16 protein-coding genes are annotated in these 18,015 nt (G+C 42.7%); 4 read left to right on the top strand and 12 right to left on the bottom strand.

The features are described 5' to 3' along the window. Nucleotide 1 precedes the first annotated feature (1 nt). The 6 genes from FE810_RS06180 to FE810_RS06155 form a co-directional block, all read right to left on the bottom strand. Nucleotides 2-1,147 (bottom strand): cupin domain-containing protein, encoded by a 1,146-nt coding sequence (locus tag FE810_RS06180; protein ID WP_138319160.1) that lies wholly within the window; start codon nucleotides 1,145-1,147, stop codon nucleotides 2-4. Nucleotides 1,148-1,836: 689 nt separating this feature from the next. Continuing rightward, complete coding sequence (gene purB, locus FE810_RS06175; protein WP_138319159.1) at nucleotides 1,837-3,204, bottom strand: adenylosuccinate lyase; 1,368 nt, start codon at nucleotides 3,202-3,204, stop codon at nucleotides 1,837-1,839. 13 nt (nucleotides 3,205-3,217) lie between these two features. Then, nucleotides 3,218-3,835, bottom strand: a complete 618-nt coding sequence (hflD, locus tag FE810_RS06170; RefSeq protein ID WP_138319158.1) for a high frequency lysogenization protein HflD — start codon at nucleotides 3,833-3,835, stop codon at nucleotides 3,218-3,220. A gap of 77 nt (nucleotides 3,836-3,912) precedes the next feature. Continuing rightward, on the bottom strand, nucleotides 3,913-5,043 hold the full coding sequence (gene mnmA / locus FE810_RS06165) for a tRNA 2-thiouridine(34) synthase MnmA (protein ID WP_281278326.1): 1,131 nt from the start codon (nucleotides 5,041-5,043) through the stop codon (nucleotides 3,913-3,915). A gap of 500 nt (nucleotides 5,044-5,543) precedes the next feature. Beyond that, on the bottom strand, nucleotides 5,544-6,005 hold the full coding sequence (locus FE810_RS06160; RefSeq protein ID WP_281278325.1) for an NUDIX hydrolase: 462 nt from the start codon (nucleotides 6,003-6,005) through the stop codon (nucleotides 5,544-5,546). Beyond that, entirely contained in the window at nucleotides 5,998-6,750 is a 753-nt protein-coding gene (locus FE810_RS06155) for a pseudouridine synthase (protein ID WP_138319157.1), read from the bottom strand. Before FE810_RS06155 ends, FE810_RS06160 begins: the two co-directional genes overlap by 8 nt. 476 nt (nucleotides 6,751-7,226) lie before the next feature. On the opposite strand from FE810_RS06155, the gene FE810_RS06150 reads away from it, so the two are divergent. Then, entirely contained in the window at nucleotides 7,227-9,458 is a 2,232-nt protein-coding gene (locus FE810_RS06150) for an NADP-dependent isocitrate dehydrogenase (protein ID WP_138319156.1), read from the top strand. Between the two features lie 490 nt (nucleotides 9,459-9,948). Here FE810_RS06150 and cspD read toward each other — a convergent pair whose 3' ends face one another. Continuing rightward, a complete protein-coding gene (cspD, locus tag FE810_RS06145) occupies nucleotides 9,949-10,173 on the bottom strand; it encodes a cold shock domain-containing protein CspD (protein WP_138319155.1) in 225 nt (74 codons plus the stop codon). Nucleotides 10,174-10,393: 220 nt separating this feature from the next. Between cspD and clpS the strand changes: the two genes are divergently transcribed. Together clpS and clpA are read left to right on the top strand one after the other, a co-directional pair. Continuing rightward, nucleotides 10,394-10,714: an ATP-dependent Clp protease adapter ClpS gene (clpS, locus tag FE810_RS06140; RefSeq protein WP_138319154.1), complete on the top strand. Its 321-nt coding sequence runs from the start codon at nucleotides 10,394-10,396 to the stop codon at nucleotides 10,712-10,714. A gap of 30 nt (nucleotides 10,715-10,744) precedes the next feature. Next, nucleotides 10,745-13,003 (top strand): ATP-dependent Clp protease ATP-binding subunit ClpA, encoded by a 2,259-nt coding sequence (gene clpA / locus FE810_RS06135; RefSeq protein WP_138319153.1) that lies wholly within the window; start codon nucleotides 10,745-10,747, stop codon nucleotides 13,001-13,003. A 183-nt stretch (nucleotides 13,004-13,186) separates the two neighbouring features. On the opposite strand, the gene infA is transcribed toward clpA, so the two are convergent. The 5 genes from infA to ald form a co-directional block, all read right to left on the bottom strand. Then, nucleotides 13,187-13,405 carry a translation initiation factor IF-1 gene (gene infA, locus FE810_RS06130; protein WP_011043571.1) on the bottom strand — a complete coding sequence of 73 codons (219 nt, stop codon included), beginning with the start codon at nucleotides 13,403-13,405 and terminating at the stop codon, nucleotides 13,187-13,189. Between the two features lie 85 nt (nucleotides 13,406-13,490). After that, complete coding sequence (locus tag FE810_RS06125) at nucleotides 13,491-14,201, bottom strand: arginyltransferase (RefSeq protein WP_138319152.1); 711 nt, start codon at nucleotides 14,199-14,201, stop codon at nucleotides 13,491-13,493. Nucleotides 14,202-14,340: 139 nt separating this feature from the next. Then, nucleotides 14,341-15,054, bottom strand: a complete 714-nt coding sequence (aat, locus tag FE810_RS06120; protein WP_138319151.1) for a leucyl/phenylalanyl-tRNA--protein transferase — start codon at nucleotides 15,052-15,054, stop codon at nucleotides 14,341-14,343. Between the two features lie 13 nt (nucleotides 15,055-15,067). Continuing rightward, nucleotides 15,068-16,030 (bottom strand): thioredoxin-disulfide reductase, encoded by a 963-nt coding sequence (trxB, locus tag FE810_RS06115; protein WP_138319150.1) that lies wholly within the window; start codon nucleotides 16,028-16,030, stop codon nucleotides 15,068-15,070. Nucleotides 16,031-16,236: 206 nt separating this feature from the next. Then, nucleotides 16,237-17,352 carry an alanine dehydrogenase gene (gene ald / locus FE810_RS06110; protein WP_138319149.1) on the bottom strand — a complete coding sequence of 372 codons (1,116 nt, stop codon included), beginning with the start codon at nucleotides 17,350-17,352 and terminating at the stop codon, nucleotides 16,237-16,239. 140 nt (nucleotides 17,353-17,492) lie between these two features. Here ald and lrp point away from each other — a divergent pair, with 140 nt between their 5' ends. Continuing rightward, nucleotides 17,493-17,966, top strand: coding sequence for a leucine-responsive transcriptional regulator Lrp (gene lrp / locus FE810_RS06105; protein ID WP_370738918.1), 474 nt, complete (start codon nucleotides 17,493-17,495; stop codon nucleotides 17,964-17,966). Nucleotides 17,967-18,015 lie beyond the last annotated feature (49 nt).

The raw sequence follows: 18,015 nt of genomic DNA, 5'->3' as shown, positions 1-18,015 counted from the left end.
CTCAAGCCAACTGCCAAAGTCCTATATTAATAACCCTAGTTAACAGCTCCAGGTTTTTCAAATTGCTCATCGCGCTTTTTAACAATTCTGAATTAAGGTGTTGCTTATTTGCCATCGCAAAGGCGAGATCGTGAGTTTCTTCGTAGATCGCAAATCGTTCGCCATTAATGAAAAGTTTACGTTGCTCAATCACAAGCGTTTTAATGCCTAACACGGGTTCTAGAGCGCCATCATCTTCTATGATTTGTTCAATGATATCAGGCAATTCATCGATGGAGATAGGATCGTCGGGCAACCCTACATCGAGGGCGTGATGGACACTCGTTAAATGTTGACCAAGAAAGTCTTCTAACATATCTTCATTATTTAACACATGCTGCATTTGATTTTTTATGTGTTGGAAGTCTTTTGTACTTAAATGTTCAGGACTGTCAGTGTAGCTACGTTGACTATCGTCAAGGCGTTTACCGTACAGGTCTTCATCAAGCATGTAATCGGCGAGTCCTCCAAACAATTCCTGAGGATTTGGCGCTTGAAAGCCTATGGAATAGTTCATTGCATTATCAATGGCCACGCCGTCGTGGGGATGGTGTGGTGGGATATAGAGTAAATCCCCAGCCTCCGTTGTAACATCAATACAACTGCTAAAAGCGGATACCTGCTTTAGATCTGGGTGTGGCAATAGGTTTTGTAATCCATGATCTGGTTTACCGACGCGCCAATGACGTTTACCACTACCTTGAATAATAAAAACATCGTACTGATCGAGATGAGGTCCAACACCGCCACCCGGGGTTGAGAAACTTACCATAACATCGTCTATGCGCCAATTGGGAATGAATCGAAATGGCGTGATGAGTGAATCAACATCTTCAAACCAGTGATTTACCGCTTGCACAAGCAAAGTCCAATTTTCGTCACCAAACGGTTCAAAATCGGGAATCGGACCATGTTCGACGTTCCATTCATTTCCTAAGCGCTGAACGATACGAGATTCAATCATATCTTCCATGGCGAGCCCAGCAAGCTCGTCCGGATCTACTGGATCATTAAAATCGGGAAATGCTCCCTTGATTAGTAATGGCTTTTTCTGCCAATACTGCTCAAGAAAAAGTTCAGGGGTAAGATCTTTCCATTCGATGATCATGGTTTTACTACAACATTAAAAATCAATGGCTATAGGATACACGTCAACGTTAAAAAAATCAGGGACGGAGAAGATATTTATGCCGTTAGCAATTATGCCAAAACCCGATTCGTACAAATGAATATTCAATTCAAGCAAAGACCGGCTTCTATCCGTAGAAGGCGACCTGTGCCTCAAATTACTCTTAACGCACGCTAACAAGACACCCACGCTAACAAGACACCCACGCTAACAAGACACCCACGCTAACAAGACACCCACGCTAACAAGACACCCATATCAATTGGGGCGGGCAATTTGGAGAATTCCACTAGGCATAGGAGGAGGGGGAATAGTTAATTCTTCTGCTGTAGAGCAGTTAAAATGTGCTATCTACGATTTTTGTTCGAATATACTCGGACGTTGTTCTTTGAGTTCTCCTTCTAATTAATCGCCTATTTGGTGAGAATAGGCCGATTTTTATGGTGGGTGTCCTGTTAAGGTTGAAAGCCTAACCCGGTGTTCAAGTGCCATTTTTGGGTATCTTGTTAGTGATGATTAGTGATTTGGTAGTGGAAATTTTTAAAGCGTGGTAGGTCGTTGAGTCTTTCGATTCTTTGTAACTAAGTCTGCATATGTGGTTGGGGGATCAGAGCATAAAAAAAGGCTATGATGATTCATAGCCTTTTCGTGATGTCATTTTTGACGATTTATAATTCGTCAATAAAGCTAATCGCACGACCGATATAGCTTGCCGGTGTCATGGCAATCAATTCGTCTTTTGCCTGTTGAGGCAATTCAAGATTTTCGATAAATGCACGCATTGATTCGCCGTTCACGCGCTTGCCTCGTGTTAACTCTTTAAGCTTTTCATAAGGCTTCTCGATACCGTAGCGACGCATAACGGTTTGTACAGGCTCTGCCAATACTTCCCAGTTTGAGTCCAGCTCGTTAAGTAGGCTTTGCTCGTTAACTTCCAGTTTACTGATACCTTTTAACGTGGCTTGATAAGAAATCAAAGAGTGCGCAAAACCCACACCCAGATTACGAAGCACAGTAGAGTCGGTAAGGTCACGCTGCCAGCGAGAAACAGGAAGTTTCTGCGCTAAATGGGCAAACAACGCATTGGCAATACCTAAGTTACCTTCTGAATTTTCAAAATCAATAGGGTTAACTTTGTGTGGCATGGTTGAAGAACCAATTTCGCCAGCAATGGTTTTTTGTTTAAAGTGACCCAGGGCGATATAGCCCCAAATATCACGGTCGAAATCAATCAAAATGGTGTTGAAACGAGCCACTGCATCGAAAAGCTCTGCGATGTAATCGTGCGGTTCGATTTGAGTGGTAAATGCGTTCCAGGTAATACCTAAGCTGTTAACAAAGCTTTCTGAAAACTCATGCCAATCTAACTCAGGGTAGGCAGATAAATGCGCGTTGTAGTTACCAACGGCACCATTGATTTTTCCAAGAAATTCAACCGCGGCAATTTGATCACGCTGACGTTTCAAACGCACGTAAACATTGGCCATTTCTTTACCCATTGTACTTGGGCTTGCTGGTTGACCATGGGTACGACACATCATTGGGATCGATTTGTATTCTATCGCTAGGTTCTTAATCTCATTTAAAATTTCATCAAGAACCGGTAACAAGACCAATTCACGACAATCTTTGAGCATTAATGCATGAGACAGATTATTGATGTCTTCTGAAGTACAAGCAAAGTGAATGAATTCAGACACTGCATTTAGCTCAGCATTATCCGCGACTTTTTCCTTTAAAAAGTACTCAACCGCTTTAACATCGTGATTCGTTGTCGCTTCAATATTTTTCACGCGCGCCGCATCTTCTTCACTGAAGTTTGCAACGATTGCATCTAAAACGGCATTTGCGTCGGCAGAGAATGCTGGCACTTCAGCAATCTCTGCAGTAGCAGCAAGTTTTTGTAACCAACGTACTTCAACCGTTACTCGGTATTTAATCAAACCGAATTCACTAAAGATCGGGCGTAAGGCTTTAACTTTACTGCCATATCGACCATCTACCGGAGAAATAGCACTGATGCTTGAAAGTTCCATATCAGGTTCCTAATTAATGTATAGACTTTAATAATTTTTGAGCTTCTGCCACTACCTGGCGTCGGCGAAATAAAATAACTCGGCGTTTACCGCCCATTTGTCGCCAAAGTACCGCAGCTCGGATACCTGACAGGAGCAAAGCACGAATACGGTTTTGGTTACCGACCTGCTTTAAAATTGATTGTTCACCAGCGATTTGGATGCGAGTTGCTAAAGGACTGATCACGTCAATATAAACATTGGCGAAATTGGCAATCATAGTGTCGCTGGTAAGTTCAAAGTGATCTAACTGGCGTTGACATTGATCAATGCGGCTACCAAGACTGGCGAGATCTTTCTTCTTGTTTTGCAATCGTCGCTCTAAATTAAGCATGCTGACGATATAACGAGTAATCTCTGGATCTTTTTCAGCAGTTGTATCGCCAAGTTGGCTGACGATGAGTTGCAAGCCTTTTTTCAAATGCGCGATATCGGAACCATAGACTTCCAGGGAATCTTTGGGATCTGTGATCACAATAGAGTTCAGCATCAACTCAAACAAAGGCTCGTCCAGTTGATTTTTTCGGGCAATACCTTGGATCATGGCAGCGGCCTGACATATTGCAGCGAATGTTAAGGTTTGTTGTCTCATATAACCTACAGCGTAATTGTTATGGTTTATCTTCTATCATGTTGAAAATACGTGTTAATTATTCGTGGGTAGACGGTTCATTCTACGGCATCAAAATCCCGGATCAAGATATCAATAATGCCGCCGCCTAAACACACATCGTCCTGGTAAAACACAACCGATTGCCCTGGCGTCACAGAGCTTTGTTGTTCATCGAACATGATTTCGTACTCGTCATTATTTACACGAGTTACAAGACACGCAACATCATGTTGGCGATATCGAGTTTTTACCGTGCAACGAAAACTTTTACCAACCTCTATTTGCTCGCGATCAACCCAGTGTAATTGATTTGCGATTAAGCCTTTGGAAAACAGGCGAGGGTGATTGTGCCCCTGACCGACAATCAGCACATTGCGCTTCATATCTTTTTCAACAACATACCAAGGTTCATCACCAGCATCTTTTAAGCCACCGATTCGTAAACCTTTGCGTTGACCAAGCGTGTGATACATCAAACCATCATGTTCACCTATTGCCTGTCCCTCGCAATTTTCAATGACTCCGGGTTGAGCAGGTAGATAACGGCCGAGGAAATCTTTAAATTTGCGCTCACCGATAAAACAAATTCCGGTAGAATCTTTTTTATCATGGGTGATCAAACCTTCTCGCTCAGCAATTTCCCGAACTTCTGGTTTTTCCAGATGGCCTACAGGAAACAGTGTATGCGCAACCTGTTGATGACTTAATGTATATAAAAAATAGCTTTGATCTTTGTTGTTATCCAGACCACGTATCATTTGAAATTTGCCATCGTGTTCGCGACGCTGAACATAATGACCCGTGGCGATATAGTCCGCCCCTAGATCTTCGCAAGCAAACTCTAAAAAGGCTTTGAATTTGATTTCTTTGTTACACATGATATCTGGGTTTGGAGTGCGACCCGCTTTGTATTCTTCAAGAAAATATTCAAATACATTGTCCCAGTATTCTGCGGCAAAGTTAATGGTGTGAAGCTCTATCCCTAATTTTTCACAAACCGCTTGTGCATCTTGCAAATCTTCCGCCGCTGCACAATATTCGTCGTCATCGTCTTCTTCCCAGTTTTTCATAAACAAGCCTTCCACCTGATAGCCTTGTTGCTTCAGAAGATAGGCCGAAACGGAAGAATCAACGCCGCCGGACATGCCGACGATAACTTTAAGATCACGGTTAGCTGTTGTACTCAAGGACTGTAATTCCCAACCAGTTAAAAAATGGCGCGAATTTTAACATGAAATAACGGCTAACGCATTATTATTGCTAAATCTTATTGAACGATGAAAAATTAAAAAATGTGTTTACGGCTTTCACAATCAATCGACGCACTAAGTACTCGTATAGAGTCGTTTTTTTCCATCCGGATAAAGGCCAATTTTTTGAAACATTATCGATAAAATGTCTCGATTTTTGTCTCGGCCACCCCGTGAAAATGTAACGAATTTGCAAACGATCCTGTTTACTCAAAACTTGGCGCACTATCGACAAATGTACGAACGAAATACCTTTGTCAGTGGTTAAATTTAGCTCGTTTGAGAAAGCTTGTTTGAGTTAGAACGTTTGAATTCGCTGGTTGTATTCGGTTCGTTAGATGAAGGCTAACAATACGGAACGCAGTTTAGTCTTTGTTATACGTCTTTTTTAATCACCTTTGTATATCGCCTTTGCATATCGCCTTTATGCATCGCGACTAAACATAGTTTTTTAACAGGGATAAAGGGTAAGTGTTTCCTGCAAGGTAATCGTTTATCCCATTAAGTACCATAGGACTACGTAATTGTTCAGATTTTGCACGGATTTCTTCAAAACTCATCCAAATCGCTCGATTAATTTCGGCATCTTGAGGTTGTGTTTGCAGCCAGGCATCCAATTCGACAACAAAACAAAATCGTAAATAAAACAGATCTGAACGTGGTAGATGAAAATAGTAAATTCCGCACAACGCATCCGGGCAAACGTGTAATCCGGTTTCTTCGACGACTTCCCGTTTTAAACCATCGAGTATCGATTCATTGGCTTCTAAATGACCTGCAGGTTGATTGTACGCCCATTGTCCATCCTGCCATTCTTCTACCATTAAAAATTTACCGTTATGATGAATGATTGCAGCGACTGTGGTATTGGGTTTAAATTGCAAATGATGATCATCCACGGGATTTACTTCCTGTGTTGGTTAATGGTTGGTGACTGGTTGTTGGTAATTCCACGTACTGCCCGGGCTTAATTGATCCTAAAGGCGCAATATCCGTTAAAGAATAGGGGCCCATCGACACACGAATCAAACGCAATGTTGGGTTTCCAACATGGGCTGTCATGCGCCTTACCTGGCGATTCTTACCTTCTGTAATGATAACTTCTAACCAGGTCGTGGGAATGTTTTTTCGTTCGCGAATCGGGACGCTACGTTCCCATATCTCGGGCGCTGCAATTTGCTTAACCTTGGCGGGGCGGGTTAACCCGTCTTTTAACTCAACACCATTTCGCAATGACGCTATTGAATCTTTAGTTACTTCACCTTCAACCTGTACCCAGTAGGTTTTGGCTTTGTTAAATTTTGGGTTGGCCAATTTGTGCTGCAGTTCACCATCATTGGTAAGCACAAGCAATCCTTCAGAATCTTTATCTAATCTTCCCGCCGCATAAACATCGGCAATCGGAATAAAGTCTTTCAAGGTTGCGCGCTTTTGATCATCGGTAAACTGAGTTAATACATCATAAGGCTTGTTAAACAGCACAATGATGCTCTGTTCTGGTTTTGGGCGAGATTTAACTGACTTTTTATCAACAATACGGCCACGAAATTTGTTGTGTGGCTTTTGCTGCGTTGAGCCACCACGTTGGTTTCGTTTTTCGTTACGCTTTTCGTTTAGACGAGCGTTAGTTCTTGGCTTTTCCATAGAAGTTTACTTGGGTATTGATTGGCGAATACTAAAGAATCTATGGTAGCAAATTACACAAAGTTAGGGTTATAAGTTCTTCCAAATTGTTTTAAACCTGGAGCAAAGTTAAGGCTATGTTAATTAAATGCATGCTGATATACTAACGCGCGCTCGCCATATAAACCCGAACTGAAATGCCTGTTTTGGCTCTCCTGTATCACAACAGGGCAGTTTAATTGTGTCCGATCACCATATTGAAATGACTGGAACTGGGGTTTCGCGGCGACAGAAAAAGGGCTGGTTTAGTTTTTTGCCAAAGGCGTTTTAAGATTCACTCAACGTTTGGGCAAGGATATCTCTCTGCGTAAAAATGAATATAAAGGGATAGACTTGTTTCGCAGTTTTTGAATCGAATCAAAGCGGTACGCAACACTTAGCAGACCTAACTCGTTTAAAGTAGCGCCTGGAAAAAGGCGTTAAACAAAGGACAAGGTATGACCTCCGAGAATTCTAAAATAATCTACACTATTACCGACGAAGCGCCGGCACTAGCGACTCAATCTTTCTTACCTATCGTTCAGGCGTTTGCTGGCACAGCAGGCATTGAAGTAACGACTAAAGACATTTCTTTAGCGGGTCGAATTATCTCAAATTTCCCTGAGTATTTAACGGATGAGCAACAAATTGGCGATGCACTTGCTGAATTAGGCGAGTTGGCAAAAACTCCGGAAGCAAACATTATTAAGCTGCCAAATATCAGTGCGTCCATCCCACAATTGCAAACAGCGATTAAAGAACTTCAACTTAAAGGTTACGCGTTACCTGATTTTCCCGAAGAACCCACTTCGGATGAAGAGCAAACCATTCGTGCCAAGTATGCGAAAGTGCTGGGCAGTGCCGTAAACCCGGTATTGCGCGAAGGTAACTCTGATCGTCGTGCGCCAGGTTCTGTAAAACAATACGCAAAGAACAACCCACATTCGATGGGCGCTTGGTCTGCGGATTCAAAATCTACCGTTACGAGCATGACCGATGGTGATTTCTTTGGCAGTGAGCAATCTGTCACCGTGGATAAGGCAACAACGGTAAATATCGAATTTGTTGCTGCATCCGGTGATGTCGAAGTATTGAAATCGGGTCTTGCATTGCAGGACGGAGAAGTGATCGACTCTTCATTTATCAGTAAAAATAAGCTTCGTGCATTTTTAGCAGAGCAAATTCAAGTCGCTAAAGAGCAGGGCGTTTTATTCTCATTGCACATGAAAGCAACCATGATGAAGGTTTCTGACCCAATTATTTTTGGTCACTGTGTATCCGTTTTCTACAAAGATGTATTTGCGAAATATCAGGATGTTTTCGACAAACTTGGTGTTGATGTTAACAATGGTATTGGCGATGTTTATGCAAAAATTGAACAGCTAGAACCTGCGTTAAAAGATGAAATTATTGCCGCGTTAGATGCGGTTTATACCGACGCACCGGATTTAGCGATGGTGAACTCCGATAAAGGTATTACCAACCTGCATGTGCCAAGTGATGTGATCATTGACGCATCAATGCCGGCAATGATCCGTTCTTCTGGTCAAATGTGGAATAAAGACGACCAATTACAAGATGCAATCGCAGTGATCCCGGATCGTTGTTATTCTGGCGTTTACCAGGAAACGATTGAGTTTTGTAAGAAACACGGTGCGTTTGACCCGACGACTATGGGGAGTGTTCCGAATGTTGGCCTGATGGCGCAAAAAGCCGAAGAGTATGGTTCACACGACAAAACGTTTGAAGTGAAAGCTAATGGTACGATGCGTGTAGTAAATGCTGCCGGTAATGTATTAATGCAGCATGACGTCGAAGCGGGTGATATCTGGCGTATGTGTCAGGTGAAAGATGCACCGATTCAAGATTGGGTGAAGTTAGCGGTTAACCGTTCACGTGCTTCCAATACTCCTGCGGTATTTTGGTTAAACCCTGAGCGTGCGCACGATTCGCAACTTATCGAAAAAGTGAATGCCTATTTGCCTCAGCACGATACTGATGGTCTGGATATTCGTATTCTTGCTCCTGTCGAAGCGACTCGTTTTACGTTAGAGCGTATTAAAGAAGGTAAAGATACGATTTCTGTGACAGGTAACGTTTTACGTGATTATCTAACGGATCTGTTCCCAATCCTTGAACTCGGTACCAGTGCGAAAATGCTTTCCATTGTCCCACTAATGAATGGCGGTGGCTTATTTGAAACGGGCGCTGGTGGTTCTGCCCCGAAACATGTGCAGCAGTTTGAAAAGCAGAATTATCTGCGTTGGGATTCATTAGGTGAATTCCTGGCATTAGCGGCTTCCTTTGAGCATTTAAGTGGTTTTGCCAACAATGCCAAAGCGAAAGTGCTCGCGGATACGCTTGATGCGGCGACTGCAACGTTCCTTGCGGAAAATAAGTCACCTGCTCGTAAAGTGGGTCAGATTGACAACCGTGGAAGTCATTTCTATTTGACGATGTATTGGGCACAGGAACTTGCAGCGCAAACTCAAGATACTGAGTTGCAGGCTATCTTTGCGCCAGTGGCTGAAAAACTTACGTCAGAAGAAGCGACAATTGTTAACGAGCTTAACTCTGCACAAGGTGTTGAAGTTGATGTACAAGGTTACTATCAACCGAATGCCGCTTTAGCGAGTGACGCAATGCGCCCAAGCGCAACGTTAAATCAAGTGGTTGACTCTCTTAGCTAAGAGGTACAGCAACGGATAACAAAAAGCCTGCGATTGCAGGCTTTTTTTTCGGTCAAATAAATTAGTGCGGATGTCGCATATCACTGATTTATAACACATTGCAATATTCAGGCTTGTAATCAAGGCAAGTCCGCCTTATATAGTTTTAAGAAGTCGTGTGAATCGGCCGGCATTAGGAAATCATAGGGATCGCGGTCATTACGTTAATATTGCAGCGATTATTGAGGACGCGAAAAGTGGGGGCTTTTCTGTTTTTACGTGAGACACACATATTTTGTGCTCACTTGGTGACAAGAAGCGAAAGGGGCTTTTACTGCGAAAGCCGCAAAACAGAATAAGGCAATAATCTGTTTTATGTGTCATTCCTGAGTGTTTGCACCAAAGCTTTGAGGCTTGTGCATTTCCAGGAATTGATTACAGTAGTTAGCGTTAAATCAGGATTCAGCAAAGAGAGGTTCGCTCTCCTGCTGTATATCACTGAAAAGCTCGACTAGTGTTGTTCGCCTTCCATATCAAGAGGGCGGATACTTGCAGCATGATGTCCTTTCGGACCTTCATTTAGTTCGTAGTCAACACTTTGGCCAGCTTTTAGAGTACGGTAGCCGTCCATTTGAATTGTAGAATAGTGTGCGAAGATATCTTCTCCACCGGATTCTGGACGAATAAAACCAAAACCTTTGGCGTTATTGAACCATTTCACTGTACCATTAGCCATACTTCCACTTCCTTCTTAAACATTGGTATTTTTGTTTGAATCGATCTCACATGATCATTAAAGTATTTCTATCAGTAAATTACTGGTAGGGGGCGTGGCGAAAAAGTAGCCACAATTAAAAATTTAGATTATTCAAAAAATTAGTCAAGATAAATTGTTGGTTTTTTTGATTTTTTAAATCTTTCTTATAATAGATATAGTAAAGGCAAATATATTTTGTATGAGTAAAGCTAAAGAATTCGACGACACTGATAGTGTCGTAAAGGAACAACAGCGAGAGAAAATAAAGCGTCCATCCATGTATCGTGTCATGATCTTAAACGATGATTACACGCCAATGGATTTCGTGGTTGAAGTTTTAAGTAAATTTTTTAACATGGATACTGATCAAGCGACGCAAATTATGCTAACAATACATTATAAGGGTAAAGCAAGTTGCGGCATATTTACCGCAGAAGTGGCCGAAACAAAAGTTGATCAAGTTTGTCGCTTTGCCCGTAAGCATGAACATCCACTAATGTGTACCATGGAACAGGTGTAATATTCCCCCAAAGTATGGAGCAAGACGTTAATGTTAAATAAAGAACTAGAAATCTCCTTAAATCTGGCTTTCCGTCAAGCTAAAGATTCTCGCCATGAATTTATGACGGTTGAACATTTATTGCTTGCTTTGCTGGAAAATCCAGAAGCGATTGAAGCGATTAAAGCGTGTGGTGGTGATCTCGACAAGCTAAAATTGGAATTAAACACCTTCATTTCCGAAACCACACCGGTGATTCAGGAGGGAGAGGAAGATAAAGAAACGCAACCAACCCTCGGGTTTCAGCGGGTGCTACAGCGTGCGGTATTCCACGTCCAGTCTTCGGGGAAAACGGAAGTCAACGGTGCCAACGTTCTGGTTGCGATTTTTAGTGAGCAAGAATCCCAGGCGGCATACTTCCTGAAAAAATCTGACATTACGCGTTTAGATATCGTCAATTTTATTTCCCACGGTATTTCTAAAGGCCATTCTGCTGAGCCAACAATTGAACATGATGATGCGATCAGCATTGATGAAGACAATAAAAATGTCGATGCCTATGCAGAAAACCTTAACAAAGCCGCGCAGCTAGGGCAGATAGATCCGATGATTGGTCGTTCACTTGAATTGGAACGTGCTGTGCAGGTATTGAGTCGTCGTCGTAAAAATAATCCATTATTTGTTGGCGAGGCAGGTGTCGGTAAAACCGCGATTGCAGAAGGCTTAGCGAAGCTTATCGTTGAAGAAAAAGCACCGGAAGTGTTGTTGGATGCGACTATTTATTCGCTCGATATGGGAGCATTGCTTGCCGGGACAAAATATCGGGGTGACTTCGAGAAGCGCTTTAAAGCACTGTTAAAGGAACTTGAGAAAGATCCGCATGCGATTCTATTCATTGATGAGATTCATACCATTATCGGCGCAGGAGCGGCTTCTGGTGGCATGATGGATGCCTCTAATCTGATAAAACCTTTGTTGTCGTCCGGTAAGTTGCGTTGTATGGGCTCAACTACCTATCAGGAATTTAAGACAATCTTTGAAAAAGATCGCGCTTTGGCTCGTCGTTTTCAGAAAATTGATATTAATGAACCTTCGATTGATGAAACCACAAAAATTTTGCAAGGTTTGAAAGAACGTTATGAAAAACACCATAATGTGAAGTACACGAATAAAGCGCTAAAAGCCGCAGCAGAATTATCGGCCAAATATATTAATGACAGGTTCTTGCCGGATAAAGCGATTGATGTGATCGACGAAGCTGGTGCGAAACAACAACTTGTCCCCGCCAACAAACGCAAAAAAACCATCAATATTGGTGAGATTGAAGCCATTGTTGCGTCTATCGCTCGGATCCCGGAAAAATCGGTATCTTCGACAGAAAAAGACAATTTGATGAACATTGATCGTAATTTAAAAATGGTTGTGTTTGGTCAGGATGAAGCGATTGATGGATTAACTTCGGTTATTCGTTTAAACCGAGCGGGTTTAGGCAATGAAGAAAAACCGGTAGGTTCGTTCTTGTTCTCAGGTCCTACCGGTGTCGGTAAAACCGAAGTGACCAATCAATTGGCGAAAATCCTCGGGGTTGAATTGCTACGATTTGATATGTCCGAATATATGGAAAAACATGCGGTCAGTCGTTTGATTGGTGCACCTCCAGGCTATGTGGGTTATGAGCAGGGTGGGTTGTTAACGGATGCTGTGATCAAACATCCGCATTCGGTTGTATTGCTCGATGAAATCGAGAAGGCCCACACTGACATTTATAATATTCTGTTGCAGGTGATGGACCATGGCACACTGACCGACAATAACGGCCGTAAAGCGGATTTTCGCAACGTCGTCCTGGTATTGACAACCAATGCAGGTGTACGAGAAACAACACGTCAGTCGATTGGTTTCCAACAACAGGACCATAGTTTTGACGCGATGTCTGAAATTAATCGGGTATTTTCACCGGAATTTAGAAACCGTCTGGATTCAATCATCTGGTTCAATCATTTACAAACGGACGTGATAGAACAGGTTGTCGATAAATTCATTGTTGAACTTCAGGCACAGCTTGATCATAAAGGTGTTTCTTTAGAGATCAGTAAAAAGGCTCGTGGCTGGTTAGCTGAGCATGGCTATGATAAAGCGATGGGTGCTCGTCCGATGGCGCGATTGATTCAGGAGCAGCTGAAAAAGCCGCTTGCTAATGAATTGCTGTTTGGCCAACTGATGCAAGGTGGGGTCGCAAAAGTTGATGTCGACAAGAAGAAAGAAAAGCTCGTGTTTAACTTTGAAGAGAAAGAAGAGCTTGTTTCTTGATCGCGAGATAGTGCCGACGCGATGTTTTGGTTCGTAGCATAAATGGCCAAGGCATCAAAAAGCCCAGGATATTGTTCCGGGCTTTTTTATTGCAGCTAAAAAATTTAGTTATGTGATAAACAACAAAAACCCCGCAATTGCGGGGTTTTTAAATTTTCTACTTCAGCCGTTCTGGCCGTGGGATTATCTGGCGCGGAAAATAATGCGACCTTTAGATAAGTCGTATGGTGTTAGTTCAACAGTAACCTTGTCACCAGTTAAAATACGGATATAGTTTTTGCGCATTTTACCTGAGATATGTGCGGTTACAACGTGGCCGTTTTCTAATTCAACACGAAACATGGTATTTGGAAGCGTGTCCAAAACCGTACCTTGCATTTCAATATTTTCTTCTTTCGCCATCTAAGCGTTAATCCTCTAAAAAGTCTGCATAAAAATTTGCTGCGCAGATCATGCCCAAAAGCGAGCTGTTTGTAAAGTCAATGCGCTATTTATTTATCTTTTGCCAGCGCTCTTGATTAAGTCGTTGGTGGGGAAAGTATTTATTTTTGTAGTTCATTTTCGAACAGGCGTCGATTTGGTAACCGAGATAAAGAAACTCTTTCCCCAATGTTTTAGTGACTTCGATTTGACTCAATATGGATAACTTCCCTAAAGAACGCTTTGGAAAACGGGGATCGTAAAAGGTGTACAGTGCAGAAAGAGCGCCCGGCAGGTGATCCGTGACCGCGACACTCACCAGTTCATCGTCCAGATAGAGCTCGATAAATAATTGGGAAATTTTGTTACTGAATATAAAATTGTCGTATTGGTTTTTATTGGCTGGATACATGCCGCCATCGGTATGTACCGTGTTGATATAACGCTCATAAAGTGGGTAATAGTGCTCTTTTTCGGTCGAGCTGATATTCACCTTAATGTCTCTATTGGTCGTTAAAATACGCTTCTGGCTTTTTGACAGGGTGAAGTCTTTGACTGGGACTCGAAGCGATTCACAGGCATCGCAACGCTGGCAATGGGGACGATAAACTTGATTACCACTGCGCCTAAAACCAGCTTCCAGCAATCTTTGGTAGTTTTCATTGGTCAATAACTCTTGATTCATAACAACCATGAGTCGTTCTTTTTGCTCAGGCAAATAATTGCAGGGGAAGTGCTGGGTTAAACCAAATTGAAAGAATTTCTTTTGCTCGTTCATTAACTTGCTCTGTTTAAGTGCCCGGCGGCGCGGTGTCAGTCTATCATGGGCCCAACTCTATGGTGATCGACCGCAATGTTCCCACGCGGAAATAGTCGCTAGTAAAAGTGACAATACCTTCACTATAAAGAATCACGGCTTAATTTTCGAGTTTCAATGTTTTCGGGAGCCAGCAATCATCACTGATATCACATTGTATGGCGTGTTTAAGGAGCTTCGAAAAGTCTTCTCTTAGAATTTCCCTTGACCCCATTGATTGTAAAAATGGATTTTGGATCTGACAGTCAATAAAACCAATGTTTTGCTTCATTAAATGCCGTTGCAGCGCGATTAACGCCACTTTCGAGGCATTTTCAGCGGTATAAAACATGGATTCACCGCTAAAAAAACCGCCAATGGCGATACCATATAAACCACCCACCAATTGACTGTCATGCCAAACCTCTACGGAATGGGCAATTCCCTGACGGTGCAATTGTTGGTAAGCCCACATCATTGACGGGACTATCCAGGTTTCTTCATTCCGAAAAGGCGCATCGGAACAATATTCAATCACTTCATCGAAGGCCTGATTGAGTGTCACTTGATAGGGCGATTTTTTAAGAAATTTTCTTAATGAACGATTAATGCGAAGTTCTTTGAGGGGCAATATTGCTCTGGGATCTGGGCTCCACCATAAAATTGGGTCACCTTCTGAAAACCAGGGAAATATGCCTTGAGAATAGGCATTAACAATTCTTTGAGGAGATAAGTCGCCGCCAACCGCCAGTAAACCACTTGGCTCGGTTAATGCCTGATTGATTGGCGGAAACGAAAGATCCTGACTCGACAGGCGATGCAGGATCTGTTGCATAGATTAACTCGACCTACTTACTTGATGCTAAAGCATCTAAGTATCGCTCGGCATCAAGGGCGGCCATACAACCCGAGCCCGCCGATGTAATTGCTTGACGATAAATGTGATCCGCGACATCACCCGCAGCATACACACCTTCGACACTGGTCTGTGTCGCATTGCCTTCGGTACCAGATTGAATGGTGAGGTAACCATCTTTCATATCCAATTGGCCGGCAAATATTCCGGTGTTTGGCTTGTGGCCAATCGCGATGAAACAACCGGCAACTTCGATTTCATTGGTAGCGTCAGAATTTGTGTCTTTTAAACGCAAACCGGTAACGCCCATATTGTCACCAAGAACTTCATCTAATGTGCGGTCCAGATGCAATACGATATTACCATTCTCAACTTTGTCCATTAAACGCTTAGTGAGAATTTTTTCACTGCGGAATGTATCGCGACGGTGAATTAAGTGTACTTCTGACGCAATATTCGATAGGTACAAAGCTTCTTCAACAGCCGTGTTACCACCACCCACGACGGCAACTTTCTGATTACGGTAGAAGAAACCGTCACAGGTTGCACATGCAGAAATACCTTTACCCATAAAGGCAGTTTCGGACTCTAAGCCTAGGTATTGCGCAGATGCCCCGGTGGCAATGATTAGCGCGTCACAGGTGTATTCACCACTACTGCCTTTCAAACGGAAAGGGCGGTTAGAGAAGTCAACGTCATCAATGTGATCAAAAATGATTTCTGTATCAAATTTTTCTGCGTGCTTTTGCATGCGTTCCATTAGCAGTGGACCTGTAAGATCGTCTGCATCACCCGGCCAGTTCTCGACCTCGGTCGTTGTGGTTAACTGACCACCTTGCTGCATACCCGTAATCATTACTGGACTTAAGTTGGCGCGCGCAGCGTATACTGCGGCGGTATAACCAGCAGGACCTGAGCCTAAGATCAAAAGAGGGCAATGCCTTACATCACTCATGTAATACTCCATGGAATTTGAGAAAATTTTAATATACGAGTTATAAACTAATTATGTTGTCTTGATTGGGGTCGCCGAAGACAAAAACAAGGCTATAAGATAAAAAAAACGCCGTTAGATTAACAGCGTTTTTATCAATTTGTTAACACTTATGGTGTCAACGTGCATATACAGCCTTTGGGTTTTCTCGTTACCCAGTTGCCGCATTAAGCTAGTGCAATTGCAGGTTCAACGTAATCGAAGCCTAAGTTTTCAGCAACGCTTTGGCAAGTCACTTTACCAGCAATAACATTCAAGCCGTTTAACAAGTGCTTATCGTCAAGCAACGCTTGTTTATAACCTTTGTTGGCTAATTGGATGATGTATGGCAATGTTGCGTTGTTTAGCGCGAACGTCGAAGTGCGTGGCACTGCGCCTGGCATATTTGCGACACAGTAATGAACCACGTCATCAACGATATAGGTTGGATCAGCGTGGGTCGTCGCTTTTGAGGTTTCAATACAACCACCTTGATCGATGGCAACGTCGACGATTGCCGAACCTGGCTTCATCGCTTTGATGTGCGCTTTGGTGACAAGTTTCGGTGCAGCAGCGCCTGGAATAAGCACACCACCAATCACTAAATCGGCCTCTAGTACATGCTTCTCTAGCGCATCTGCGGTTGAGTAAATGGCTTTTATTTTATTACCAAACTGAGCATCTAAACGACGCAATACATGGATGTTGCGATCAAGAACGACAACTTCAGCACCCATGCCTACCGCCATTTGTGCAGCATTATTACCAACCATGCCACCGCCGATAACAACAACTTTTGCAGGTTCTACGCCCGGTACGCCACCGAGTAGCATGCCGCGACCAGCATTCGATTTTTCAAGTGCCTGAGCACCCGCCTGAATCGACATACGGCCAGCAACTTCAGACATTGGTGCCAATAAAGGCAAACCGCCATGATTGTCCGTTACAGTTTCATAAGCAATACAGATTGCATTCGATTTAACCAAATCTTCTGTTTGTGGAAGATCTGGTGCCAGGTGAAGATAGGTAAATAAGATCTGTCCGTCACGTAACATGGCACGTTCTACGGCTTGTGGTTCTTTCACTTTAACAATCATTTCAGCGTCGGCAAACACTTGTGCTGCGGTAGTTAATATACTGGCACCTGCATCTACATAATCTTGATCGGTAAAACCAATGCCCATACCAGCCTGGGTTTCAACAATCACTTTATGGCCGTGATTAATTAACTCACGAACACTTGCCGGTACCATACCCACGCGATATTCGTGGTTTTTAATCTCTTTAGGAACACCAATAATCATTAATCTATCTCTATATTGTTAAATACATAAACTATTCAGCTAGTATAATGTGAAATAGTAAGATTAATTGATTGTATTTTTCCTATTTAAAGATAAATATATTGCAATATATCAATAACACAGATTAATGGTCTTTTATTGTGACAAATGAACGAAAATTAGACAGAATCGATAAAAATATCCTGAGTGAGTTACAAAAACATGGTCGATTATCCAACGTTGAGTTATCCAAACGTGTGGGATTGAGTCCGACGCCATGTTTAGAAAGAGTAAAAAAGCTTGAAGTGGATAATGTCATCACTGGCTATAGTGCCAACTTGAATCCTGACTACCTGGGCGCTTCTTTATTAGTGTTTGTGGAAATCACTCTAAGTCGAACATCACCCGATGTTTTTGAAGAGTTTTCAAAAGCGGTGCAACGTCTGGATGTCATCCAGGAATGTCATCTGGTTTCGGGTAATTTTGATTTCTTGTTAAAAACCCGAGTGTCTGACATGCAAGCGTATCGAAACTTATTGGGAGATACGTTATTAACACTGCCGGCAGTGAGTGAGAGTCGCACCTATGTGGTAATGGAAGAAGTGAAGTCAAACAATCACTTGCCGATCCGCTAGTACACGTCGCCAAAGCCAGTCGTTAAAGCAAACGGCTAGTGGTTGTCGA

It is taken from the genome of Thalassotalea litorea (genome assembly GCF_005843925.1).
Classification (GTDB): domain Bacteria; phylum Pseudomonadota; class Gammaproteobacteria; order Enterobacterales; family Alteromonadaceae; genus Thalassotalea_A; species Thalassotalea_A litorea_A.
This window is presented reverse-complemented; position numbering and strand designations above follow the sequence as displayed.